This is a genomic window from Tropicimonas sediminicola (assembly GCF_900188335.1).
GTDB classification, from domain to species: Bacteria; Pseudomonadota; Alphaproteobacteria; order Rhodobacterales; family Rhodobacteraceae; genus Tropicimonas; species Tropicimonas sediminicola.
The window spans coordinates 82334-102085 of the sequence record NZ_FZOY01000008.1; the positions used below are offsets into that span (position 1 = coordinate 82334).

Genomic DNA, 19752 nt, shown 5'->3' on the forward strand with positions numbered 1-19752 from the left:
TTCACTCCTTCCGGCCTTGCTGGACGTAGACGGCGAGCACGATGATGCCTGCCTTGGCGATGAGCGCGACCTCGTCGGCAACGCCGTTGGCCAGCAGTGTGTACTTCACCAGCTGGATGATGATCGCGCCGAGGATCGCCCCGAAGATCGGGGCCTTGCCGCCCATCAGAAGGGTGCCGCCGACGACGGCCGCCGCGATGGCGTCGAGCTCCATCAGGTTGCCGATCCGCGCGGCGTCGGAGGCGGAGTTGATCGCAACGACGATCAGCCCGGCGATCCCGGACAGCCCGGCGGAGATGACATAGACGCCGATCTTCACGCGCCGCACCGGAGTTCCGGTCAGCCGCGCCGCCTTTTCGTTGCCCCCTACGGCAAGGATGCGGCGGCCGAACATCGTCCGGTTCACGACCCACCAGAAGACAACCGCGATCACCAGCACCAGCCAGCCCTGGAACGGCAGCCCCAGGATCTTTCCGGTGCCGATGTAGGAAAAGCCCGGGTGGCTGAAGGTCTGCAGGTTGCCGTTGGTCAGCACCTGCGCGATCCCGCGCCCGGAAATGAAGAAGATGAGCGTGGCGATGATCGGCTGGACGCCGAGATAGGCCACGAGCACGCCGTTGAAGAGCCCGCAGACCAGCGCCACGAGAATGGGTACGGCGATCGACAGCGCCAGTCCGAGCGACGGGTTCGCCTGGGCGAAGTCCGACAGGAAGATGAGCGGCGCCAGCGCGCCGGCCACGGCCATCACCGCGCCGACGCTGAGATCGATCCCCGCGGTCGCGATCACCAGTGTCATGCCGACGGCCACGATGGCGATGGTGGCCACCTGGCTGATGTTCACGAACAGGGTCTGCAGCTGCAGGAAGTTGGGCGTGATCAGGATGTTGATGAGAAGAAGCAGCGCGAGCGCAATGAGGCCGCCATGCCTCGAGAGCCGTTTCCAGTCGAACCCGTTCATGGCGAGGCTCCTGCTCTGGGGGGAGGGCGTCTGGGCCTGATCGGTCATGCCTCCGCCCCCTCGTGGGATTGCGCGATGGCGCCGATCAGTTTCTCCTCGGTGATGCCCGGGTTGCGCAGCTCGGTGACCGAGACGCCGTCCTGTAGCACCACGATGCGGTCCGCACCCTCGACGAGTTCCTCGAACTCCGAGGAGATCAGAAGCACGCCGACGCCCTTCTCGACGTATTCCCGGATGATCGACTGGATCTCGAACTTGGCGCCGACGTCCACGCCGCGCGTCGGCTCGTCGAGGATGAGCAGGTCCGGTTCCAGCGCGAGCCACCGGGCGAGCAGCACCTTCTGCTGGTTGCCTCCCGACAGTTCGCGGATCGGTTGCTCGATACTGGCAAGCTTGATGCCGAGCGCGTCGACGAACTTCTTGACGATCTCCTCCTCGCGGGCGCGGTCGAGCGAGAATTTCCCGGCCAGCGCCGGCAACAGGGCGAGCGTCATGTTCTCGCGGACCGACATTTCCGGCACGATCCCTTCGGCCTTGCGGTCCTCCGTCAGGAAGCCGACGCCGCCGCGGATCGCCTCGGCGGGATCGGAGAAACCGGCCGGCGTGCGATGCGTACTGACGGTGCCGGCGCTCAGCCTGTCGAGGCCGAAGATCGCCCGTGCGGCTTCGGTCCGTCCGGACCCGAGCAGCCCGCCAAGCCCGACGATCTCGCCCTTGCGGACGGAGACCGAGACGTCCCGCAGCATCCGCCGGGTCGAGAGGTTCCGTGCGTCGAGCAGCAATTCGCCGGCCTCGCCCTTGCCGCCGCCGAGATCGGTCATGCCGGCCGCGGCGATCTCTTCCGGGTCGCGACCGAGCATGTCGGCGATCAGTCCGAGCTTCGTGGTGGACGCGATCTCGCGCACCGCCACGGTCTGACCGTCGCGCATGATCGTGGCGCGGTCGCAGATGTGGAACAGCTCGTCGAGGAAGTGAGAGACATAGATCACGGACACGCCGCGCGCCTTCAGGCCACGCACCACGCCGAAGAGCGTCTCCACCTCGCGGTCGTCGAGCGAGGAGGTCGGTTCGTCCATGATCACCAGCCGGGCGTTGAGCGACACCGCGCGCGCGATCGCGGTGAGCTGCTGGATCGCGGTGGAATAGCTGCCGAGCGGCCGGGTCACGTCGATGTCGATGCCGAAACCGGACAGGATCTCGCGCGTGCGGTCATGCGCGGCCTTCCAGTCGATGAAGCCGAACCGGGTTCGGGGCTCGTAGCCCATGATGACGTTCTCGGTCACCGAGCGCAGAGGAACCAGGCTGAGTTCCTGGTAGATCGTCGCGATCCCGTTGTCCTGCGCCTCGCGAGGGGATTGGGCGTTGAGCGGAGCGCCCTCGAATTCGATGTCTCCCGAGTCCTTGCGATAAACGCCGGTCAGGATCTTGATCAGGGTGGATTTTCCGGCGCCGTTCTGCCCGATGAGGGCATGAACCTCGCCAGCGGCAATCTCAAGTCCGGCAGATGAGAGCGCCACGACGCCCGCAAACGACTTGTTGATGCCCTGCATTCTCAGGAGCGGTTGCATCTGAGGCCTTTCGCCAGGTCCGCACGAGGGACGGCCGAAGCCGTCCCCCGGCAGGGAGGAATCAGTATGCCTCGTCGATGTGATCGGCGGCATTTTCCTGGGTGAAGATGCGGTCCTTGACCTGCACCCACGGCTCGATCGTCTCGCCGGCGGCGTAGCGCTTCATCACTTCGCAGGCCAGCGGACCGAAGAACGGCGAGCTCTCCACCGTCACGCCCATCTTGCCGTCGATGATCGCCTGGAGCGCATCGCGGGTGCCGTCGATGGATACGACGAGCACGTCCTCGCCCGGCTTGCGGCCGGCGAGTTCCAGCGCCTGGATCGCGCCGATGGCCATCTCGTCGTTGTGGGCATAGACGATGTTCACGTCGGGATGGGCCTGCAGCAGGGTCTCCATGACCTGGCGACCGAGGTCGCGGGCGAAATCGCCGGTCTGGCTGGCGACGATCTCGAAGCGGTCGTCCTGCAGGATACGGTCGTCGAAGCCCTTCTTGCGGTCGTTGGCGGGCGAGGATCCGGTGGTGCCTTCGAGCTCGACGATGATGCCCTTGTCGCCCTTGAAGTTCTCGATGGTCCATTCCGCCACGCGACGGCCCTGGTCAATGAAGTCCGACCCCAGGAACGCGACGTAGTCCTCGCCGGCCTTGGCGACGTTCGGGTCGACGGAGCGGTCGACGAGGAAGGTCGGGATACCGGCGGCCTTGGCCTTCATCACGGCGGGTATCAGGGGCTTCTCCTCGCGCGGCGGCAGGAAGAGCACGTCGATGCCCTGGGCGATCATCGAGTCGACATCGGCAACCTGTTTCGCGGCGGAGCCGGCGGCGTCGGTGGCGATGAGATCCCAGTTGCAGGCTTCCGCCGTGTCGTGGAACGACTTGGTTTCCGCGATCCGCCAGGGGTTGTTGGACTCCATCTGGCTGAAGCCGACCTTGTAACGGTCCTTCTGAGCGAGCGGGGGCGGCTCGGCGATCGCCGATACCGTCGTCAGGGCGAGGCCGAAAGCGATGGCCGTTCCCATGAGAATTCTGCGTTTCATTTTGTCTCCTCCACTGTAAATGTCCGCCACGTCCTCCCGGAGCGGAACGGTATTGGGGTCAACCCCAGTTGAGATAGGTGGTCTGCTTCCGCAGGTACCCATCAAAGCCGTACTTGCCGTCCTCGCCGCCAAGCCCGGATTCCTTCCATCCCGTATGGAAACCCTGGACCTGCTCGCCATTGGCCCGGTTCAGGTAGATCTCGCCGAATTTCAGCGCGTAAGGCGTCTGCGCGATGCGCTTGTAGTCGCGCGTGAAGACATAGGCGGAGAGCCCGTAGTCCGTGTCATTGGCCTGCGCGACGGCCTGCTCGAAACTGTCGACCGTGAGCACCGGGACGACGGGTCCGAAGACCTCGTTTCGAACCAGAGTCGAGGCGTTGTCCTTCACCGAAAGGACGGTCGGCGCCATCCAGTAGCCCCTGGCATGGGCGCCGTCCCGAAGCGGTCCGCCCTCCAGAAGAACCTCCGCACCTTCCTCGCGCGCCGTCGCGATCATCGCGGCGACCTTGTCGACCTCGACGGCGCTGACCTTCGGCCCCATGTCCGGATCCGTCATCGGATCGCCGATCGTCAGGGCGCGCGAGCGCGCGACGAACTTCTCGAGGAACTCCTCGGCGATCGCGCTGTGAAGGTACATCCGCTCGTTGCAGGTGCAGATCTGGCCGCAATTGGTGTAGCGCGCGACGACCGCCGCCTCGACGGCGGCGTCGATGTCGGCGTCGTCCATCACGATGAACGGGGCCTTGCCGCCCAGTTCCAGCCGCAGGACCTTCATGGTTTGCGCACCGGTCGTGTAGATCTGTTTGCCTGCGCGGGTGCTGCCGGTCATCGTCACGAGGTCGGACAAGGGGCTCTCGACCAGCGCCTGTCCCACGACGGCGCCCCGGCCCGTCACCACGTTCACCACGCCCTTCGGAATGCCTGCCCGCTCCGCCAGGGCGCATATGAAGAGCCCGGAGAGCGGCGTGATCTCATGCGCCAGCAGGACAAAGGTGTTTCCGGTAACGAGGGCCGGGCCAAGTTTTCGTGCGCACAGCGCGGCGGGGTAGTTCCATGCCGTCAGCCCCACGACGACGCCGTGCGGGTGCCGTCGGACGTGGATCTCCTCGTCGGGATTGTCGGAGGCGACGATGTCGCCCTCGATACGCCGGACGCCGCCGGCCGCATGGCGCAGGAAGGTGAGCACGGCGCCGACCTCGCCGCGGGCCTGGCCGATGGGCTTTCCCTGTTCGAGCGTGATGATACGCGCCAGCTCCTCGGCGCGTGCTTCGACCTCGGCGGCAAGCGCCAGAACCGCCTCGCCACGGCGGATCGCCGGCAGCGCCGCCCAGGCAGGTTGCGCCCGCCGAGCGGCCTCAAGCGCGGCGATCGCGTCTTCGGCGGTCCCGTCGGGGATCGTCGCGATGATCGATTCGTCCGCCGGGTTGTCGACCTCGATCCGATCACCGCCACCTGCAACCCAGGCGCCATCGATGAGCATGCTGGCGTTGGAAATCGTGCCGGGGCTGAGGTCGAACAAGTCCATTCAGAATTCCTCTTGGTCGGACCAAACTTTTCGGCACGCTACTCCTTGCTCAGACCGATCGTCAAGAAATTTTGCAGAATTGCTGATAATTGGTCAGAAACGAAAGATTTTGGATTGAAAATGGCGCGAATCGCGAGTAGTGGCTGTATTATGATTAGACCAAATGATGGGAGGCCGGCGTGAGTCAGGAGGACAGCCGGGGTGTTCTGGAGGCCGCGCACTCGGGTGGCCGCGCATCGGACACCATCGTCGACAGGCTCCAGCACCAGATCCTGTCGGGCGAGTTGCCCGACAAGTCGCCACTCCCCTCGGAGCGCGACCTGATGGAGCGTTTCTCGGCCAGCCGTACCGTCATTCGCGAGGCCGTGGCGACGCTGGCCAGTCGCGGGCTGCTGGATGCCAAGCCGCGCTTTCGCCCGATCGTCCGCAAGCCCGGCTACGACACGGCGCTGGCATCGGTCGGAAGCATCGTCGAGTTGCTTCTGGAGCAGAAGGGCGGCGTCGGGTCACTGTTTCAAAGCCGGGTGTTCGTCGAGCGCGGCCTGGTGCGTGACGCTGCGGTCTCGGCCGGCAAGAGCGACATCGCCAACCTGAAGGACGCCCTTCAGAGGAACCAGGACGCGATCGAGGATTCCAACGTCTTCTACGCGACCGACGTGGCGTTCCACGCGGTTCTCTACCAGATCCCGCGCAACCCGATCTTTCCGACCCTTCACAACGCCTACGCCACCTGGCTGGCGCCGCACTGGAGTCGGATGCTGCGATCGCCGGAACGCAACCGCGTCAACTATGCCAGCCATGAAACGATCTACATGGCCATTCTAGAACGCGATCCCGATGCCGCGGAGGAGGCGCTCGTGGATCACCTGAACACAGCCTGGGAGCACGTCAGACAGACGTTCGGCGACGTGGGCTAGGGCCCCGGGCAGGGAGGAACATCGATGGAGAGCTTCGATCACATCGTCGTCGGCGGTGGTGCTTCCGGCTGCGTGATTGCGGCGCGGCTGGCCAGTGAAGGGGGCGCACGCGTGCTGCTGCTGGAGGCGGGCTATTCCCACCACCATCCGCTGCTCGACATGCCGCCGGGCATCTTCAAGATGATCAACGGCTCGAAGTACATGCGGTACCACAAGACGGTGCCGCAGGCGCACTTCCACGGCCGCCAGCACGATATCCCGCAGGGCCACGTGCTGGGCGGAGGATCGACCGTCAACGGACAGGTCTACATGCGCGGCCGTCCTTCCGACTACGACCGCTGGGACGCCGCGCTCCGCGGCAGCCAGGATTACGTGCCCTGGGGGTTTGACGATGTCCTGCCGTCCTTCACCGGCATGGAGGACAACAACCGGCTTCTGAACGAGTACCACGGCGTCGGCGGTCCGCTGAAGGTGTCCGACCCGGGCTACATCGACCAATTGTCACGCGACTGGGTGCAGGCGGTTCAGGCGATGGGCGAACCGTTCAACTGCGACTTCTGCGGCCCCTCGCAGCGCGGCGCGGGCTACTACCAGTTCATGAACCGCGACGGGAAACGGTCCTCCTCGGCCTATTCCCACGTGGAGCCCCTGAAGAAAAATCCGAACCTGACGGTGCGCCTGCAAAGCGAGGTGCATCGGGTGCTGATCGACGCCGGCCGCGCCGTCGGCGTCGTCTATGCCGACAGCAAGGGCTCCCTGCACGAGGTCCGCGCCGAGGGCGAGGTGATCGTGACCGCCGGCGCGCTAGTGACGCCGAAGATCCTGATGCTGTCCGGCATCGGCCCGGCGGACCACCTGCGCGAGGTCGGCGTCGATGTCGAGCTCGACCTTCCGGGAGTGGGCAACAACCTGATCGACCACCCGGAAGTCCCGATCACCGCCTACACGAACGGCCCTTACGGCTACTTCAAGCAGGGCGAGGGCTGGCGGATGATCCTGAACGGGGTGCAGTTCAAGCTCTTCGGCTCCGGACGGGTCTGTTCGACCGGCGTGGAATGCGGCGCCTTCGTCAATCCCATCGATCGCGATGCGCCGCCGTCGATCCAGACCTTCTGCGTCGGCATGGTCTATATCGACCGCGACGCGCAGCACCTGGTGCAGGACCGGCACGGGATGACTGTGACGACCGTGGTGATCCAGCCCAAGTCGCGCGGCTGGGTCCGCCTTGCCTCGGACAACCCCGGCGACATGCCGCTGGTCCACCCGAATCTGCTGAGCCACGAAGACGACATGGAAACCATGGTCGCGGGGCAGAAATTCTTCTGCGAGGTTTTCTCCAGGGAGCCGCTGGCGTCGAAGATCGACCGGCTGGTTCTGCCGGATGCGGAGGCGCGGGCGACGGATGAAGGCATCCGCGAACACTGCCGGCGCTTCGTGAAGACGAACTACCACCCCTGCGCGACCACCAAGATGGGCCACGACGACGACCCCATGGCCGTTCTCGACCCGCGCCTCCGGGTGCGCGGCATCGATGGCCTCAGGGTCTGCGACATGTCGGCGGTGCCCGACATCGTGGCCGGCAACACCAATGCACCGGCCATGATGATCGCCGATCGCTGCGCCGACATGATCCTGGGCGCGATCTAGCGCCCAAGTACCCCGGGCGGGTCGACCTGGTCCGCCTTCCAATGCCGTGCCGGGCACGGTGTGGGGCAGGTGCCCCGAACCAGAAAAGGGAGAAGACCATGAAGCTCGACAGATTGTTCCGCGGGATTGCGGTCTCGGCGATGGCCGTGGCGGCCGCCAGTGTTGCGCAGGCCGCGGAGACGCTGAAGTTCGCGCATGTCTACGAGGTGAACCACCCGCTGCATATCGGCGCCGAACAGGTGGCGAAGGACGTGGCGGAGAAGACCGAGGGCCGTGTCGAGATCAAGGTTTTCCCTGCCTCCTCGCTCGGCAAGGAGCTCGAACTGTCCGAAGGGCTGTCGCTCGGCACCGTGGACATCATCTATACTGGCATCGGTTTCGTCTCGGCCTTCTACGCACCCATCGGCATGGCCGACTACCCGTTCACCCTGCGCGGCATGGACCACTGGCGCGCCTATCGTGACAGCGACCTGTTCAAGGAACAATCTGCCAAGCTCTCCGAGAACATGAACGGCAACGTCGTCGCGGCGCTCAGCTACTATGGCTCGCGTCACGTCACCTCCAACAAGCCGATCCTCGAACCGGCAGACATGGAAGGGCTGAAGATCCGCGTCCCGAACGCGCCGGCCTACCTGATCTTCCCCGAGGCCACCGGAGCCAACCCGACGCCGATGGCCTTCTCGGAAGTCTACCTCGCGCTCCAGCAAGGCGTGGTCGATGCGCAGGAGAACCCGCTGACGACGATCCAGGCCAAGAAGTTCCACGAGGTCCAGTCGAACATCAACCTGACCGGCCACATCATGAACTCAACACTGACGCTGGTCTCCAAAGCCAAGCTCGACAAGCTCTCCGAAGGTGACCGCGAGATCCTTCTGCAGGCGCTCAAGGACAACGCCGACTACGTCACCGACACGATCGAGACGGCCGAGAACGAGCTGGCCAGCTGGTTCGAGGACCAGGGCATCACCGTCAACGTGGTCGACCGCGGCCCGTTCATGGAAGCCGTCGCGCCGGCGCTGACCGGCGACGGGGTGCCGTTCTCGAAGGAAGACTTCGAGGCGCTGCAGGCCCTGCCTGGCAACAACTGATCCGCCCGCCACACGTCCGCTCCCGCAAGACGACGGGGGCGGACGCCCTTTGAAAGCTGGCCTACATGCAAGATTCCCCAGAGTTCTCCCATCCGGAGATCGACCTCAGCCAGATGGACACCGCGAGCGAAGATCTGTCGGACGTTTCACCGCTCGACATTCCGGTGATCATCCTCTTCGTCGTCCTGATCCTGATCGTGGCAACGCAATTCTTCACCCGATACGTCCTGAACGACAGCCTCGGCTGGACCGAGGAAATGGCCCGGTACCTGCTGATCGTCCTCGGGTTCGTCGGCTCGGTCACCTGTGTGCGCAAGGGATCGCACATCTATCTGGAATTCTTTTACCGCTACGTCCCGCGCGGAGCCATCAAGCCGATGGCCGTGACGGTGGAGATCATCACCGGCTTCTTTTTCGGCTACCTCGGCTATCTCGGGCTGGCGATGGTCGAGCGCACCGCCGGGCAGAAGATGATCACCGTGCCCTGGCCCAAGGCGATCATCTGGTACGTCGTCATGGCGGCCTGCGTGGCCATGGTTCTCTACACGATCCGCAACATCGTCCGGCTGATCCATACGGATGCCGAGGATGTCGCCCACAACAAACTCGAAAATTTCTGAGGCAGGCCCGATGGAACTCACGATCATGTTCGTTTCGCTGGCGGTGATGCTGGTCATCGGCGTGCCGGTGGCCGTCTCGCTCGGGCTGGCCTCCCTCATCTATGTCCTGCTGTCGGACCTGCCGGACGTGGTGGTGTTCCACAACATGACCAACGGGATCAACTCCTTCCCGCTGCTCGCGATCCCGTTCTTCATTCTTGCCGGACACCTGATGAACACCGCCGGCATCACCACCAAGATCTTCAACTTCGCCCGCGCGATGGTGGGCTGGCTGCCCGGCGGGCTCGGGCACGTCAACGTCGGCGCCTCGGTGCTGTTCGCCGGGATGTCCGGTGCCGCCGTCGCCGATGCGGGCGGGCTTGGCAACGTGGAGATCAAGGCGATGCGGGACGCGGGCTACGACACCGACTTCTCGGTCGGGATCACCGCCGCGTCCTCGACGATCGGCCCGATCATCCCGCCCTCGCTGCCGCTGGTGATCTACGGGGTCATGGCCTCGGTCTCGATCGGCGAGCTGTTCGCGGCGGGGCTGGTGCCCGGATTGCTGATGGCCGTTTCCTTGATGGTCATGGTGGCCTGGCTCGCCAGGAAACGGAACTATCCGAAGGACGAGCGTTTCGAGCTCTGTCGGCTCTGGACCACGTTCAAGGAGGCCTTCCTGCCGCTGCTGACCCCCGGCATCATCATCGGTGGCATCGTCACCGGTGCCTTCACGCCGACCGAAGCCGCCGTCGCGGCGGTGGTTTATGCGCTGTTTCTAGGCCTCGTCGTCTATCGCTCCCTGAGTTGGCGGCACCTTGTCCGGGTCTCTATCGACACGATCGAAACCACGGCGGCGATCCTGATGATCGTCGCGGCAGCCGCGATCTTCGCCTGGATCCTGACCGCGAACCAGGTCGCCACAACGCTCGGCGATGCCCTGCTGGGGCTGACAACGAACAAGCAGATGGTGCTGCTGATCATGATGGCAATGGTGCTGGTGATCGGACTCTTCATGGAGACGATCGCCGCGATCACCATCCTGGTGCCGGTGCTCCTGCCGATCGCGGCCCAGGTCGGCATCGATCCGGTTCACCTCGGCATCATCGTGATCCTCAACCTGATGATCGGTCTGCTGACCCCGCCCATCGGCATGGTCCTCTACGTGCTGGCCGAGGTCTCCGGCGTGAGTTTCGAGAAATGCGTGAAAGCCACGATGCCGTTCCTCGTGCCGCTCATCACCGTGCTGATGCTGATCGTCTTCTTCCCGCAGATCGCCCTGTTCCTGCCGGAGATGTTCTACCGATGACAACCGGGCTGGGCGTGCGATCGGAAGAGGGGCGCTGGTGACGAGCCCTTCCGCCTCAGCGCGGAGCAGACACGCCCTGACCACCGGGACGCGCCTCTTGTCGCGGAGATCGATGAGCAGGAGCCGTCGGGCGCTGCCGCCGGGTCCTGTCTCGCCGCAAAGGGGATGCGCCAAGGAAAGCCCGCGAGGACTCACCGCGCTATCCGTGTTGGTCTGGGATGTTCTGCTTATTGTCACAAACCGAAACAGCGTAAGCCGTTCAAGTTGTTGAGAAGGATGGTGCCGGTGAAGGGACTCGAACCCCCGACCCCATCATTACGAATGACGTGCTCTACCAGCTGAGCTACACCGGCATCCTTCTCTGAACCGCCCGAACACTTGGGTTCGCGAGCCCGCGAGGGAGCTTGGCGGGGCGTTCCGGCGGGGGGCGTGACGCCTCTCCCCGGAACGCCGGCGTGGCATACACCGCATTTCGGGCGGTGTGTAGCCCTATTTTGCGACCTTGCCCTCGAGAACGGTCTCGTCCTCCGGAGATCCGTCAGGCACCGTGTCCGCCGACGCTTCCACCGGCGGCTCGACTGAATCCGACGCCTCGGTTTCCGCTTCGGCGACGGTTTCCTCAGCGGATTTTCCGACGATCAACGGCAGCATCTCGCTGCCGGTGGGCATGGTCAGCTCGGAGGTCTCCAGCTCGCGCCAGCTCAGCGTGTCGAAGCCGCCGCAATGGGAGCAGACCGGCGTCCAGGTCGGCTCGGTGTGCTGGCAATTGTCGCAGATCCACTGCGGGCCGCGCGGCGCCGTAACCGCGCGGGCCAGCCAGCCGCGCACGATGGCGTCGTCCGCGCCTTCGCCGCGCTCCACCGCCGCCATGATCGACAGCGACCGGGCGGTCGGCGTGGTGGTGGCCAGATCACCGAGGGCACGGCGCGCGGCGGGGAAATCCTCGGCGGCGATGTTCAGCTCGGCGAGGAGCATCTTGGTTTCCGGGTTTTCGGGCTGGATCTTGGTCAGCTCCATGAACCGCTTCAGACGCGCCTTCGGATCCTCGTCCGGCACGATCTCGGCAAAGGCCACGGCCAGTTCCGGATGCGGGTTCATTTCCCAGGTCTTCTTGAGCACCCGGGCCGCGTGGCGCGGCTTGCCCTTGTCGATGTAGCCGCGCGCGGCCATGATCGACGCCGGGATCAGGTCCGGCGACAGCTTGTTGGCCTCGATCGCCGCTTCCCGCGCCTCGATCGACTTGCCGGCATCCAGGATGTCCTTGGCCTCGGAGACGGCCAGGACGGCATCCCGGCGGCGGTGCACGTCGCGCGGCATGGTGCCGGTCTTGAGCTTGGTGCCGAGCGTCTTGCGCGCGCCGCTCCAGTCGTGCTTCTCGGCCTGGAGCTTGAGCAGCGTGTCCTGAACCTCCTCGTGCCGCGGCTTCAGCGCATAGGCCTTCTGGGCCAGCGCCAGCGCGGTGTCGGTGTCACCTTCGGACAGCTTCTGCTTCATGATCCCGCGGATGCCGACGAAGCGCGTCTTGTCGTTGGTCAGCAGCGCCTTGTAGGCCTCCTCGGCCTTCTTGCGCTCGCCGATCATCTCGGCGGCCTCGGCGGTGATCACGTTGGTCACCTGCGGAAGCTGGAGGTACTTCTCTGCCTTCGCGGCCTTTGCCATCGCTTCCTTGCCCTCGCCGGCGGCCAGCGCCAGCAGCGAGTCGACGAGCATCCGGTAGCCCTTGCGTTCGCGATTGCGGTCGAAATAGCGCGACAGCGCGGTTTCGTCGCCGAGCAGGAACTTGAAGAAAGCGAGCAGCAGGCCAACCAGCTTGAAGATCAGCCAGAGCAGCCCCAGACCGGCCAACGCCGCCAGGACCGCCTGCAGCGGGCCGAGTTCGAACTCGTAGGCGCCGACCGAGATCAGGACACTGGGTCCGGTCTCCATGATGTATCCGGCGCCAATGGTCAGGGCCACAACCACCGCAACAAACAACAAAATCTTGATTAGGGACCAAAGCATCGCGGGCGTCCTCAGTTGGTGGCCAGGGTGGCGGCAAGTTCATCTGCGGCGGCGACCGCCTCGGCACGTTCGGTGGCGAGCGCCACCCAATCCGTCATTTCCTGCTGCCCAACCTCGGGCAGGGCGGAAAGTTCGGCGATTGCGTCCACCAGGCGGGCTTCGCGGGTGGCGGCCTCTGCCCGGCTCAGTACCGCGTCAGGATCGTTCCCCTCGCGCGGGGCGAGCGAACGGAAACCCGATTGCGCCTTCAGGAAGGTCGTCAGACGCCCCTCCATGCTCTCCTGCTCGGACACCTGGCGAGAGGCGGCGAGGGCGGCGCGGGCGGCCGGTGCGAACGCTTCCTGCAGCTCGGCCAGAGTCGAGACACCGTTCTCCGCCGCGGCGCTGAGCGCGCCGGGGATCTCGATGCCCTCGAGCTCCGCAAGGGTCTCGGCATAGGGCGCGCCGGTTTCCAACGCGGCCTGGATGTCCACCATCGCCTGCGCCCGGGCGGCGCGCTCCGCGCGCTCGGCGGCGGCGGCGGCCTCCGCCTCAGCGGCAGCAATCGCTTCCTGCGACTCGCTGGTGGCCACCTGCACGGCCTCTTCCGCGGCGGCGGCGGCCTGGGCCACCATCTCCTCGGACCGGCTCAGCATGGCCTGAAGCTCCTCGCGCATCTGCGCGACTTCGCGGCCATAGGCTTCCACAGCGGCGATCGAGGCGGGATCCGTGGCCTCGGCGATCGGACGCTTCTCCAGTTCATCGATGCGGCCGTTCATTGCCGCCGTCTCGTCGAGCAGCGACTGGACGGAGGAGCGGGTCTCCCCGAAGGTGGCGGTTTCGGACTGCACGCCGGAGATCGTTTCCTCAAGCGCGGTCAGGGCGCTGCCGGTCTCGGCCTGGGCGGCTTCGAGATCGGCCTGCTTCACCGCCTCGGCCAGATTGCCCTGCAAGGTCGCGACCTCGCCTTCGAGCGCCGCAAGTTCTTCCTTGAGCTCGGTGGTGCCGAAATCGGGCATCATGCTCTGCGGGATCACGAAGGGCGCCGCGAAGGCAAGACCAAGGGTCGCGATCACGCCGCCAAGGAAGCCGGGGAGCACGCCACCGCGCTTCTCGACGACGATGGTTTCCTTCCCGGCCAGCGGGAGCGGCTGCTCTTCCGCGATCTGGTCCGGCTCGAAGGTGAAACGGCTGCGCTCGCCGGAGGCCTCTTCGACCTGCTCCGGAGTTGCGCCGTCGAGCGCCTCCAGATCGGCAACATCCTGGTCTGTGACCGAGTCCGGTTCGACCTCCTCCGCCGGCGCGGCATCCGTCTCGCCGGCTTCGTCGGTGAAATCGGGGTCGGCCTCTGGGGCGTCTGCCGTATCCTCGGCCGCCGCGATCTCTTCGAGCACCTCGGCATCGACGATCTCGTCGGATGCAGGGCCGGTTTCCCGCGCCTCCTCCGGCTCCGTCGCATCGACCTCCGGCAGATCCTCCGCCTCGGGTGTTTCCTCAACCGGCTCCGCCACCTCCTCTGTGGCGTCCGCCTCGACCGACTCCGCCGTTTCTTCGGCGGCAATGTCCTCCGGAACCCGGGACTCGTCGACCGGCTTCTCGTCTGAAGGATCGGTCTGGTTCGAAGCCGTTTCGGACTTTTTCTTGTCGGCCAATGAAATCACTCCCCGAATCTGGGCAAACGCAGCGGAACTTATCCCGCAGGGAACTTAGCTTGGGGAATGCAATGCCTCAAGCGGAGCGATCTGCGTCAAACAGACTGACCATTGCTTTCAGCATGGCGTCGGCATCCGGTGTTCGGGCGGTGGCCAGCCTCTCGCCGGGCATCGCCTCCCATTCCTCTGCCGCCGCCTGGCTGATCGCGACCGCGTGCAGACGGGCGACGCGGCCGCTGGCCGAGTTCCCCAGCAGCCGCGCCGAACGTGGGGAAAACAGGGGCGCCAGCACGTCTCCGGGGGTCATAAGGCAGTCCCGGGCGGCTTGCGACAGGGCGCGTGCCTGCTGGTCATAGACCGTCACCGTCTGCGCCTGCAGACCGGCGGCGTTCAGGTCGCCGGCCAGATCGCCCCGCCGGTGGTGGCCCGCCGCGTGCAATATCAGGCCAGCCGGACGCGCCGCCCGGATCCGGGCGCAAAGCGACGTCACGTCAGGCTCCACAGAGCATATCTCGAACCCTGCGCTGTCCGCTGTCTGGGCAGTTCGGACGCCCACGCACCACGCCTTCCGGCCCCGGACGTCGATCCGTGCCGCGATCTCCGGGATCGCATGGGCGGAAGTGAACACCCAGTTCGCGGGCAGGGGCTCGGGCAGATCGAAGGCCACCGGCACGATCTCCATCAGCGGCGAGACCACCACCGCGCCAAAGGCGCCAAGGCGCGCTTCGGCCTCGTCCCGAAACCGCAACGACGCGGTTTCCGGGCGCGTCAGCAGCAGTGTGGTGCGGGAGATGTTCACTTTTCGCGCCTGCGGGACTATCTGGGCCTGATCTTCCTTGCCCCAGGGACCTCTGCCTTGCAACCGCCCGCCTTCTCCGCCGACCGGCCGATCACCCTGCTGGGGATCGAGAGCAGCTGCGACGACACCGGCGCGGCCGTCGTGCGCCGGCACCCCGACGGGCGGGCCGAGATCCTGTCGAACCGGGTGGCCGGTCAGGCCGAGCTGCACGCGGCCTTTGGCGGGGTCGTCCCCGAGATCGCCGCGCGCGCCCATGCCGAGAAGCTCGACATCATCGTCGAGGCCGCACTGGACGAGGCCGGGCTGACGCTCGATGCGCTCGACGGGATCGCGGTGACGGCCGGGCCGGGGCTGATCGGCGGCGTGCTTTCGGGCGTGATGTGCGCCAAGGGGCTCGCGACGGGCGCCGGCCTGCCGCTGATCGGGGTCAACCACCTCGCAGGCCATGCGCTGACCCCGCGTCTCACCGACGGTCTGGCCTTTCCCTACCTGATGCTGCTGGTCTCCGGCGGGCATTGCCAGTTCCTGCTGGTGGAGGGCGCAGACAGCTTCCGCCGGCTTGGCGGCACCATCGACGATGCCCCGGGCGAGGCGTTCGACAAGACGGCGCGCCTGCTCGCCCTGCCCCAGCCCGGCGGGCCCCACGTGGAGCGCACCGCCGCCGACGGGGACCCGGCCCGCTTCGCCTTTCCGCGCCCGCTGCTCGACCGTCCGGGCTGCGACATGTCCTTTTCGGGCCTCAAGACCGCGCTGCTGCGCGCCCGGGATGCCTGCATCGCCGAGACCGGCGGCGCAGGCCTGCGGAGCCGCGACAGGGACGATCTCTGTGCCGGGTTCCAGGCCGCCGTGGCGGACGTGCTGGAGGAGAAAAGCCGGCGCGCCATCGCGATCTATCTCGACAGCGCCCCCGCAGACCCCGCGCTCGCCGTGGCTGGCGGGGTCGCCGCCAACCGGCTGATCCGCACCCGGCTGCAGGCACTCTGCGACGAAACCGGCCTGCGCTTCACCGCGCCGCCGCTCCGGCTCTGCACCGACAACGCCGCGATGATCGCCTGGGCGGGGATCGAACGCGGGCTGGTCGGGCCGGCGGACGACATGGCGCTCGCCGCCCGCCCGCGCTGGCCGCTCGACACCTCGCAGGCCGGGATGCTCGGCTCGGGAAAGAAGGGCGCCAAGGCCTGATTGGGCGTTTAGGGACTTGTCAGGCCTGACCGCGCACAAGATTGTGCCAGCAAAACCGACAAGGAGACCCCCATGCTCTATGCCCTGATCTGCCAGGACAAGCCCGGCGCGCTGGAGACCCGGAAATCGAACAGGACCGCTCATCTCGACTACATCGCCGCCACCGGCGTCGTGTTGCAGGCGGGCCCGTTCCTCGATGCCGCCGGCGAGATGTGCGGCTCGCTGGTCGTCCTCGACGTCGAGGAGCTGGCCGCCGCCGAAGCCTGGGCGGCGAACGACCCCTATGCCAAGGCGGGGCTGTTCGAGAGCGTCGAGATCCGGGCCTGGAAGAAGGTCGTCGGCTGATGGCGTACTGGCTCTTCAAGTCGGAGCCCTCGACCTGGTCCTGGGAGGACCAGGTGGCGAAGGGCGCGGCCGGCGAGCAATGGGACGGCGTGCGCAACTACCAGGCTCGCAACAACATGCGGCTGATGAAGCTGGGCGACCGCGGGTTCTTCTACCATTCGCAGAAGGACAAGGCGGTCGTCGGCATCGTCGAGGTCTGCGCCGAAAGCCACCCCGACAGCACCACCGACGATCCCCGCTGGGAATGCGTGGACATCCGCGCCGTGGCGCCGTTCGCCCGCGCCGTCACGATTGCCGAAATCAAGGAGCATCCCGAACTGGCCGAGATGGCGTTGGTGAAGAACACGCGCCTTTCCGTGCAGCCGGTGACCGAGGCAGAGTGGAAGATCGTGTGCGACATGGGCGGCACCGCGCCCTGACCTGAGGAGACGACCATGGGAATTCTCGCCGTTCTGATCGCCGCCGCGGCCGCCTGGATCTTTGGCGCGGTGTGGTACAGCGTCATGTCGCAGCAATGGCTCGATGCCGCCGGGCTGACCGAGGACAGCATCGACCGGGCAAACCCGGTTCCGTATGTTCTCAGCTTCCTCTGCGCGGTTCTGGTGGCCGGCATGACCCGCCATATCCTCGCCAGTTCCGGTGTGACGGGATTTGGCGGCGGGCTGGTGTCCGGTCTCGGGCTCGGGCTTTTCATCGCCTGCCCATGGATCGCCACGAACTACCTATTCGCGCAACGCCGGCCGGCACTCATTGTGATCGACGGGATCTACGCGGCCGTCGGCTGCGCATTGATCGGCGGCGTGCTCGGGCTGTTCTGACGTCAGGCGCCACACCGAGGGCACTGCGCCCTCATTTGCCTGCAGGAGACGCAGCAACCGGCGACAGCCTGGGTCCGTGCCCGAACGCTCTGTGCCGCGCGCCGGATCGATGCCGGCGCGGAGCGCTTCAGGACTGGCCTGGCAAGGATGTCGGGAATTGCGCGGGTGCCTGGCACGTCGCACGCCCAGAACGTGAATGGAGGGTCCCACCCCGGAACCCTCCATTGCCCCACGTGCCCTAGTCGCACCACACGTGTGTCTCAGAAACTCCGGGGCCCTCCTGGCCCGCAAGCCCATGACTAGCCGGGCATCCGATTCCCTGCAAACTCCAAGTGTCTGGCATTTGAGGAAAATCCGGGAGTTCCGGGGAATAGGTTAGCCGTAGACGGCTTCCTTGCCGAAATGCTTGGTGAGCAGGTAGTAGACCACCGCGCGATACTTGTTGCGCTCGGACTTGCCGTAGGTCTCGACCACCTTGTTGATCCCGTCCATAAGTTCCGGACCGTCCGCAAGGCCGAGCTTCTTGATCAGGAAATTCGCCTTCACCGTCTCCAGCTCGCTCTCCTGGCTGCTGGCCACCGTCGCGGCATCGTCATTGTAGATGGACGGCCCGCAGCCGATGACCACCTTGGTCAGAAGATCCATGTCGGGCTCGACACCGCATTTCCCACGAAGATCCTCGGCGTATTTCTGGATCAGCTCGTCACGCTTGCTCATTGGCTCTCCCCTGCAACGTGTTGGCGATTTTCCCGCGCCGTGTTGGAATGACGCGAACGTGCGGGTCACGTTACCGCGCATCCCCCGATAAACAAGGGCAAACCTGCCTATACCGGGTCGTCGGGCGTCGACGCCTCGCGAAGCCTGCGGGTCATGTCGCGGATCTTCTGGTTCAGATCGACGACCTCCTCCAGCGACAGGCCCGTCGCGGCAAAGGCGCAGCGGGTGACGTCGGCGAGCTCGCCACAGGTGCGCCGCCCGTCCGCGGTCAGCGCGATCCGGACCTGGCGCTCATCCTCGGGATCGCGCCGGCGCGTCACCAGCCCCGCCGCCTCCATCCGTTTGAGCAGCGGTGTGAGCGTCGAGCTCTCGAGGTCAAGCTGCCGCCCGATCGCGCCGACCGACAGGCCATCCTGCGCATTCAGCACAACAAGGACGAGATATTGCGGATAGGTGAGCCCGAGCCGGTCCAGATGTGGCTTGTAAGTCCGGTTCATCGCGTGGTTCGCCGAGTAGATCGCGAAGCACAGCAGGTCGGACAGGTCGAGGCTCGGGGTGTCGGTGGCGTGGGTCATGGGCTTTCCAGCGGGATGCCCCCAGAATAATTATCGCACGATCTTTTATCAAGCGATTGACATTCGTGGCACTGACAATAGCTGTTCGGGAAAAGATCAAAGGAGTCCTCCCATGCCGATCAAGACCCTCTACGAAGCGAAAGCCACCGCCACAGGCGGGCGCGACGGTCGCGCCACCTCGTCCGACGGCGCGCTCGACGTTGCCCTGACCCCGCCGAAGGCGCTCGGCGGGCCGGGCGGTTCCGGCACGAACCCCGAGCAGCTCTTCGCCGCCGGCTATGCCGCCTGCTTCCTGAGCGCCCTGAAATACCAGGCGAACCTGCAGAAGATCGACGTCTCGGATGATGCGTCCATCGAAGCCACCGTCGGTATCGGCCCGGGCGACGGCGAAGGCTTCGCGCTCGAAGTGGCGCTGGAGATCTCCCTGCCGGGGCTCGAGCGCGACGTGGCCGAGGCGCTGGTCCAGAAGGCCCACACCGTCTGCCCCTATTCCAACGCCACCCGCGGCAACATCGACGTGACCCTGTCGATCGCCTGATCGCGGCATCGGCGCCCCGTCACCCGGACGGGGCGCCGCTCGATCCTTGCATCGCGGTCAGGCGGCGGGAATGCGCAGCACCTGGCCCGGATAGATCTTGTCGGGATCGGAGAGCATCGGCCGGTTGGCCTCGAAGATCTCCATGTAGCGGCTGCCGCTGCCGAGCGCCTTCTCGGCCACGGCCCAGAGCGTGTCGCCCTCCTCGACGGTGTGGAGGATCGGGTCGTCGCCGCCCGTCTGGTCCTCGACGGTCGCCACCCCCTGCACGTTGCCGACTGCGACGATCATCTTTTCCTTCGTCTCCTGGTCCGCGGCCTCGCCGGACAGGGTGACCTTGTCCCCCTCGACCGCGATCTCGACGCCCTTTGCGTCAAGGCCAAGATCCTCGACTTCCTTCTTCAGCGCATCGACCGGCGGCGCTTCCGAAGCCTCGGCAGCACCGAGGTTCTTTCCCTTGCCCTTCAGAAAACTGAACAAACCCATTTCGAACTTCCCCTAT

The 19752-nt window shown here is 65.9% G+C and carries 20 protein-coding genes and 1 tRNA gene; 10 read left to right on the top strand and 11 right to left on the bottom strand.

Features of this window, described 5'->3' with window-relative positions:
* Nucleotide 1 precedes the first annotated feature (1 nt).
* The 4 genes from CHB86_RS18430 to CHB86_RS18445 all read right to left on the bottom strand — a co-directional run bounded on the left by CHB86_RS18430 (nt 2) and on the right by CHB86_RS18445 (nt 5087).
* On the bottom strand, nt 2–1006 hold the full coding sequence (locus tag CHB86_RS18430; RefSeq protein ID WP_089234573.1) for an ABC transporter permease: 1005 nt from the start codon (nt 1004–1006) through the stop codon (nt 2–4).
* Nucleotides 1003–2526, bottom strand: a complete 1524-nt coding sequence (locus tag CHB86_RS18435) for a sugar ABC transporter ATP-binding protein (protein ID WP_245838150.1) — start codon at nt 2524–2526, stop codon at nt 1003–1005. Before CHB86_RS18435 ends, CHB86_RS18430 begins: the two co-directional genes overlap by 4 nt.
* Before the next feature lie 61 nt (nt 2527–2587).
* A complete protein-coding gene (locus CHB86_RS18440) occupies nt 2588–3562 on the bottom strand; it encodes an ABC transporter substrate-binding protein (RefSeq protein ID WP_089234575.1) in 975 nt (324 codons plus the stop codon).
* 58 nt (nt 3563–3620) lie between these two features.
* On the bottom strand, nt 3621–5087 hold the full coding sequence (locus tag CHB86_RS18445; protein ID WP_217898337.1) for an aldehyde dehydrogenase family protein: 1467 nt from the start codon (nt 5085–5087) through the stop codon (nt 3621–3623).
* 179 nt (nt 5088–5266) lie between these two features.
* On the opposite strand from CHB86_RS18445, the gene CHB86_RS18450 reads away from it, so the two are divergent.
* The 5 genes from CHB86_RS18450 to CHB86_RS18470 all read left to right on the top strand — a co-directional run bounded on the left by CHB86_RS18450 (nt 5267) and on the right by CHB86_RS18470 (nt 10647).
* Entirely contained in the window at nt 5267–6004 is a 738-nt protein-coding gene (locus CHB86_RS18450) for an FCD domain-containing protein (RefSeq protein ID WP_089234576.1), read from the top strand.
* A 24-nt stretch (nt 6005–6028) separates the two neighbouring features.
* Nucleotides 6029–7651, top strand: coding sequence for a GMC family oxidoreductase (locus tag CHB86_RS18455; RefSeq protein WP_089234577.1), 1623 nt, complete (start codon nt 6029–6031; stop codon nt 7649–7651).
* 98 nt (nt 7652–7749) lie between these two features.
* Nucleotides 7750–8739 carry a sialic acid TRAP transporter substrate-binding protein SiaP gene (locus tag CHB86_RS18460; protein ID WP_089234578.1) on the top strand — a complete coding sequence of 330 codons (990 nt, stop codon included), beginning with the start codon at nt 7750–7752 and terminating at the stop codon, nt 8737–8739.
* Nucleotides 8740–8804: 65 nt separating this feature from the next.
* Entirely contained in the window at nt 8805–9359 is a 555-nt protein-coding gene (locus CHB86_RS18465) for a TRAP transporter small permease (RefSeq protein WP_089234579.1), read from the top strand.
* Between the two features lie 10 nt (nt 9360–9369).
* Nucleotides 9370–10647, top strand: a complete 1278-nt coding sequence (locus tag CHB86_RS18470) for a TRAP transporter large permease (RefSeq protein ID WP_089234580.1) — start codon at nt 9370–9372, stop codon at nt 10645–10647.
* Nucleotides 10648–10924: 277 nt separating this feature from the next.
* Here the strand turns inward: CHB86_RS18470 and CHB86_RS18475 are convergent.
* The 4 genes from CHB86_RS18475 to CHB86_RS18490 all read right to left on the bottom strand — a co-directional run bounded on the left by CHB86_RS18475 (nt 10925) and on the right by CHB86_RS18490 (nt 15078).
* A tRNA-Thr gene (locus CHB86_RS18475) sits at nt 10925–11000 on the bottom strand.
* Between the two features lie 136 nt (nt 11001–11136).
* On the bottom strand, nt 11137–12648 hold the full coding sequence (locus CHB86_RS18480; protein ID WP_089234581.1) for a heme biosynthesis protein HemY: 1512 nt from the start codon (nt 12646–12648) through the stop codon (nt 11137–11139).
* A gap of 11 nt (nt 12649–12659) precedes the next feature.
* Nucleotides 12660–14279: a COG4223 family protein gene (locus CHB86_RS18485; RefSeq protein WP_089234582.1), complete on the bottom strand. Its 1620-nt coding sequence runs from the start codon at nt 14277–14279 to the stop codon at nt 12660–12662.
* A 76-nt stretch (nt 14280–14355) separates the two neighbouring features.
* Nucleotides 14356–15078 carry a uroporphyrinogen-III synthase gene (locus tag CHB86_RS18490; protein ID WP_245838152.1) on the bottom strand — a complete coding sequence of 241 codons (723 nt, stop codon included), beginning with the start codon at nt 15076–15078 and terminating at the stop codon, nt 14356–14358.
* A gap of 57 nt (nt 15079–15135) precedes the next feature.
* Between CHB86_RS18490 and tsaD the strand changes: the two genes are divergently transcribed.
* The 4 genes from tsaD to CHB86_RS18510 all read left to right on the top strand — a co-directional run bounded on the left by tsaD (nt 15136) and on the right by CHB86_RS18510 (nt 17423).
* Nucleotides 15136–16260, top strand: a complete 1125-nt coding sequence (gene tsaD, locus CHB86_RS18495; protein WP_245838154.1) for a tRNA (adenosine(37)-N6)-threonylcarbamoyltransferase complex transferase subunit TsaD — start codon at nt 15136–15138, stop codon at nt 16258–16260.
* 72 nt (nt 16261–16332) lie between these two features.
* Nucleotides 16333–16605 carry a YciI family protein gene (locus tag CHB86_RS18500; protein WP_089234584.1) on the top strand — a complete coding sequence of 91 codons (273 nt, stop codon included), beginning with the start codon at nt 16333–16335 and terminating at the stop codon, nt 16603–16605.
* Entirely contained in the window at nt 16605–17024 is a 420-nt protein-coding gene (locus tag CHB86_RS18505) for an EVE domain-containing protein (RefSeq protein ID WP_089234585.1), read from the top strand. Before CHB86_RS18500 ends, CHB86_RS18505 begins: the two co-directional genes overlap by 1 nt.
* Before the next feature lie 15 nt (nt 17025–17039).
* The gene (locus CHB86_RS18510) at nt 17040–17423 is read left to right on the top strand and encodes a DUF1761 domain-containing protein (RefSeq protein ID WP_089234586.1); all 384 of its coding nucleotides are present in this window, start codon (nt 17040–17042) and stop codon (nt 17421–17423) included.
* 375 nt (nt 17424–17798) lie between these two features.
* Here the strand turns inward: CHB86_RS18510 and CHB86_RS18515 are convergent, their stop codons facing one another.
* Together CHB86_RS18515 and CHB86_RS18520 are read right to left on the bottom strand one after the other, a co-directional pair.
* On the bottom strand, nt 17799–18140 hold the full coding sequence (locus CHB86_RS18515; protein ID WP_089234587.1) for a DUF2853 family protein: 342 nt from the start codon (nt 18138–18140) through the stop codon (nt 17799–17801).
* Between the two features lie 107 nt (nt 18141–18247).
* Nucleotides 18248–18715 carry a MarR family winged helix-turn-helix transcriptional regulator gene (locus CHB86_RS18520; RefSeq protein WP_089234588.1) on the bottom strand — a complete coding sequence of 156 codons (468 nt, stop codon included), beginning with the start codon at nt 18713–18715 and terminating at the stop codon, nt 18248–18250.
* 112 nt (nt 18716–18827) lie between these two features.
* Between CHB86_RS18520 and CHB86_RS18525 the strand changes: the two genes are divergently transcribed.
* Nucleotides 18828–19253 (top strand): organic hydroperoxide resistance protein, encoded by a 426-nt coding sequence (locus CHB86_RS18525; protein ID WP_089234589.1) that lies wholly within the window; start codon nt 18828–18830, stop codon nt 19251–19253.
* Between the two features lie 57 nt (nt 19254–19310).
* Here CHB86_RS18525 and lysM read toward each other — a convergent pair whose 3' ends face one another.
* Nucleotides 19311–19736 (bottom strand): peptidoglycan-binding protein LysM, encoded by a 426-nt coding sequence (gene lysM, locus CHB86_RS18530; protein WP_089234590.1) that lies wholly within the window; start codon nt 19734–19736, stop codon nt 19311–19313.
* Nucleotides 19737–19752 lie beyond the last annotated feature (16 nt).

What these genes read in the sequence shown, in the direction of transcription:
- CHB86_RS18430 (WP_089234573.1), bottom strand. Translation starts at nt 1,006, where the DNA reads ATGACCGATCAGGCCCAGACGCCCTCCCCCCAGAGCAGGAGCCTCGCC.
- CHB86_RS18435 (WP_245838150.1), bottom strand. Translation starts at nt 2,526, where the DNA reads ATGCAACCGCTCCTGAGAATGCAGGGCATCAACAAGTCGTTTGCGGGC.
- CHB86_RS18440 (WP_089234575.1), bottom strand. Translation starts at nt 3,562, where the DNA reads ATGAAACGCAGAATTCTCATGGGAACGGCCATCGCTTTCGGCCTCGCC.
- CHB86_RS18445 (WP_217898337.1), bottom strand. Translation starts at nt 5,087, where the DNA reads ATGGACTTGTTCGACCTCAGCCCCGGCACGATTTCCAACGCCAGCATG.
- CHB86_RS18455 (WP_089234577.1), top strand. Translation starts at nt 6,029, where the DNA reads ATGGAGAGCTTCGATCACATCGTCGTCGGCGGTGGTGCTTCCGGCTGC.
- CHB86_RS18460 (WP_089234578.1), top strand. Translation starts at nt 7,750, where the DNA reads ATGAAGCTCGACAGATTGTTCCGCGGGATTGCGGTCTCGGCGATGGCC.
- CHB86_RS18465 (WP_089234579.1), top strand. Translation starts at nt 8,805, where the DNA reads ATGCAAGATTCCCCAGAGTTCTCCCATCCGGAGATCGACCTCAGCCAG.
- CHB86_RS18470 (WP_089234580.1), top strand. Translation starts at nt 9,370, where the DNA reads ATGGAACTCACGATCATGTTCGTTTCGCTGGCGGTGATGCTGGTCATC.
- CHB86_RS18480 (WP_089234581.1), bottom strand. Translation starts at nt 12,648, where the DNA reads ATGCTTTGGTCCCTAATCAAGATTTTGTTGTTTGTTGCGGTGGTTGTG.
- CHB86_RS18500 (WP_089234584.1), top strand. Translation starts at nt 16,333, where the DNA reads ATGCTCTATGCCCTGATCTGCCAGGACAAGCCCGGCGCGCTGGAGACC.
- CHB86_RS18505 (WP_089234585.1), top strand. Translation starts at nt 16,605, where the DNA reads ATGGCGTACTGGCTCTTCAAGTCGGAGCCCTCGACCTGGTCCTGGGAG.
- CHB86_RS18510 (WP_089234586.1), top strand. Translation starts at nt 17,040, where the DNA reads ATGGGAATTCTCGCCGTTCTGATCGCCGCCGCGGCCGCCTGGATCTTT.
- CHB86_RS18515 (WP_089234587.1), bottom strand. Translation starts at nt 18,140, where the DNA reads ATGAGCAAGCGTGACGAGCTGATCCAGAAATACGCCGAGGATCTTCGT.
- CHB86_RS18520 (WP_089234588.1), bottom strand. Translation starts at nt 18,715, where the DNA reads ATGACCCACGCCACCGACACCCCGAGCCTCGACCTGTCCGACCTGCTG.
- CHB86_RS18525 (WP_089234589.1), top strand. Translation starts at nt 18,828, where the DNA reads ATGCCGATCAAGACCCTCTACGAAGCGAAAGCCACCGCCACAGGCGGG.
- lysM (WP_089234590.1), bottom strand. Translation starts at nt 19,736, where the DNA reads ATGGGTTTGTTCAGTTTTCTGAAGGGCAAGGGAAAGAACCTCGGTGCT.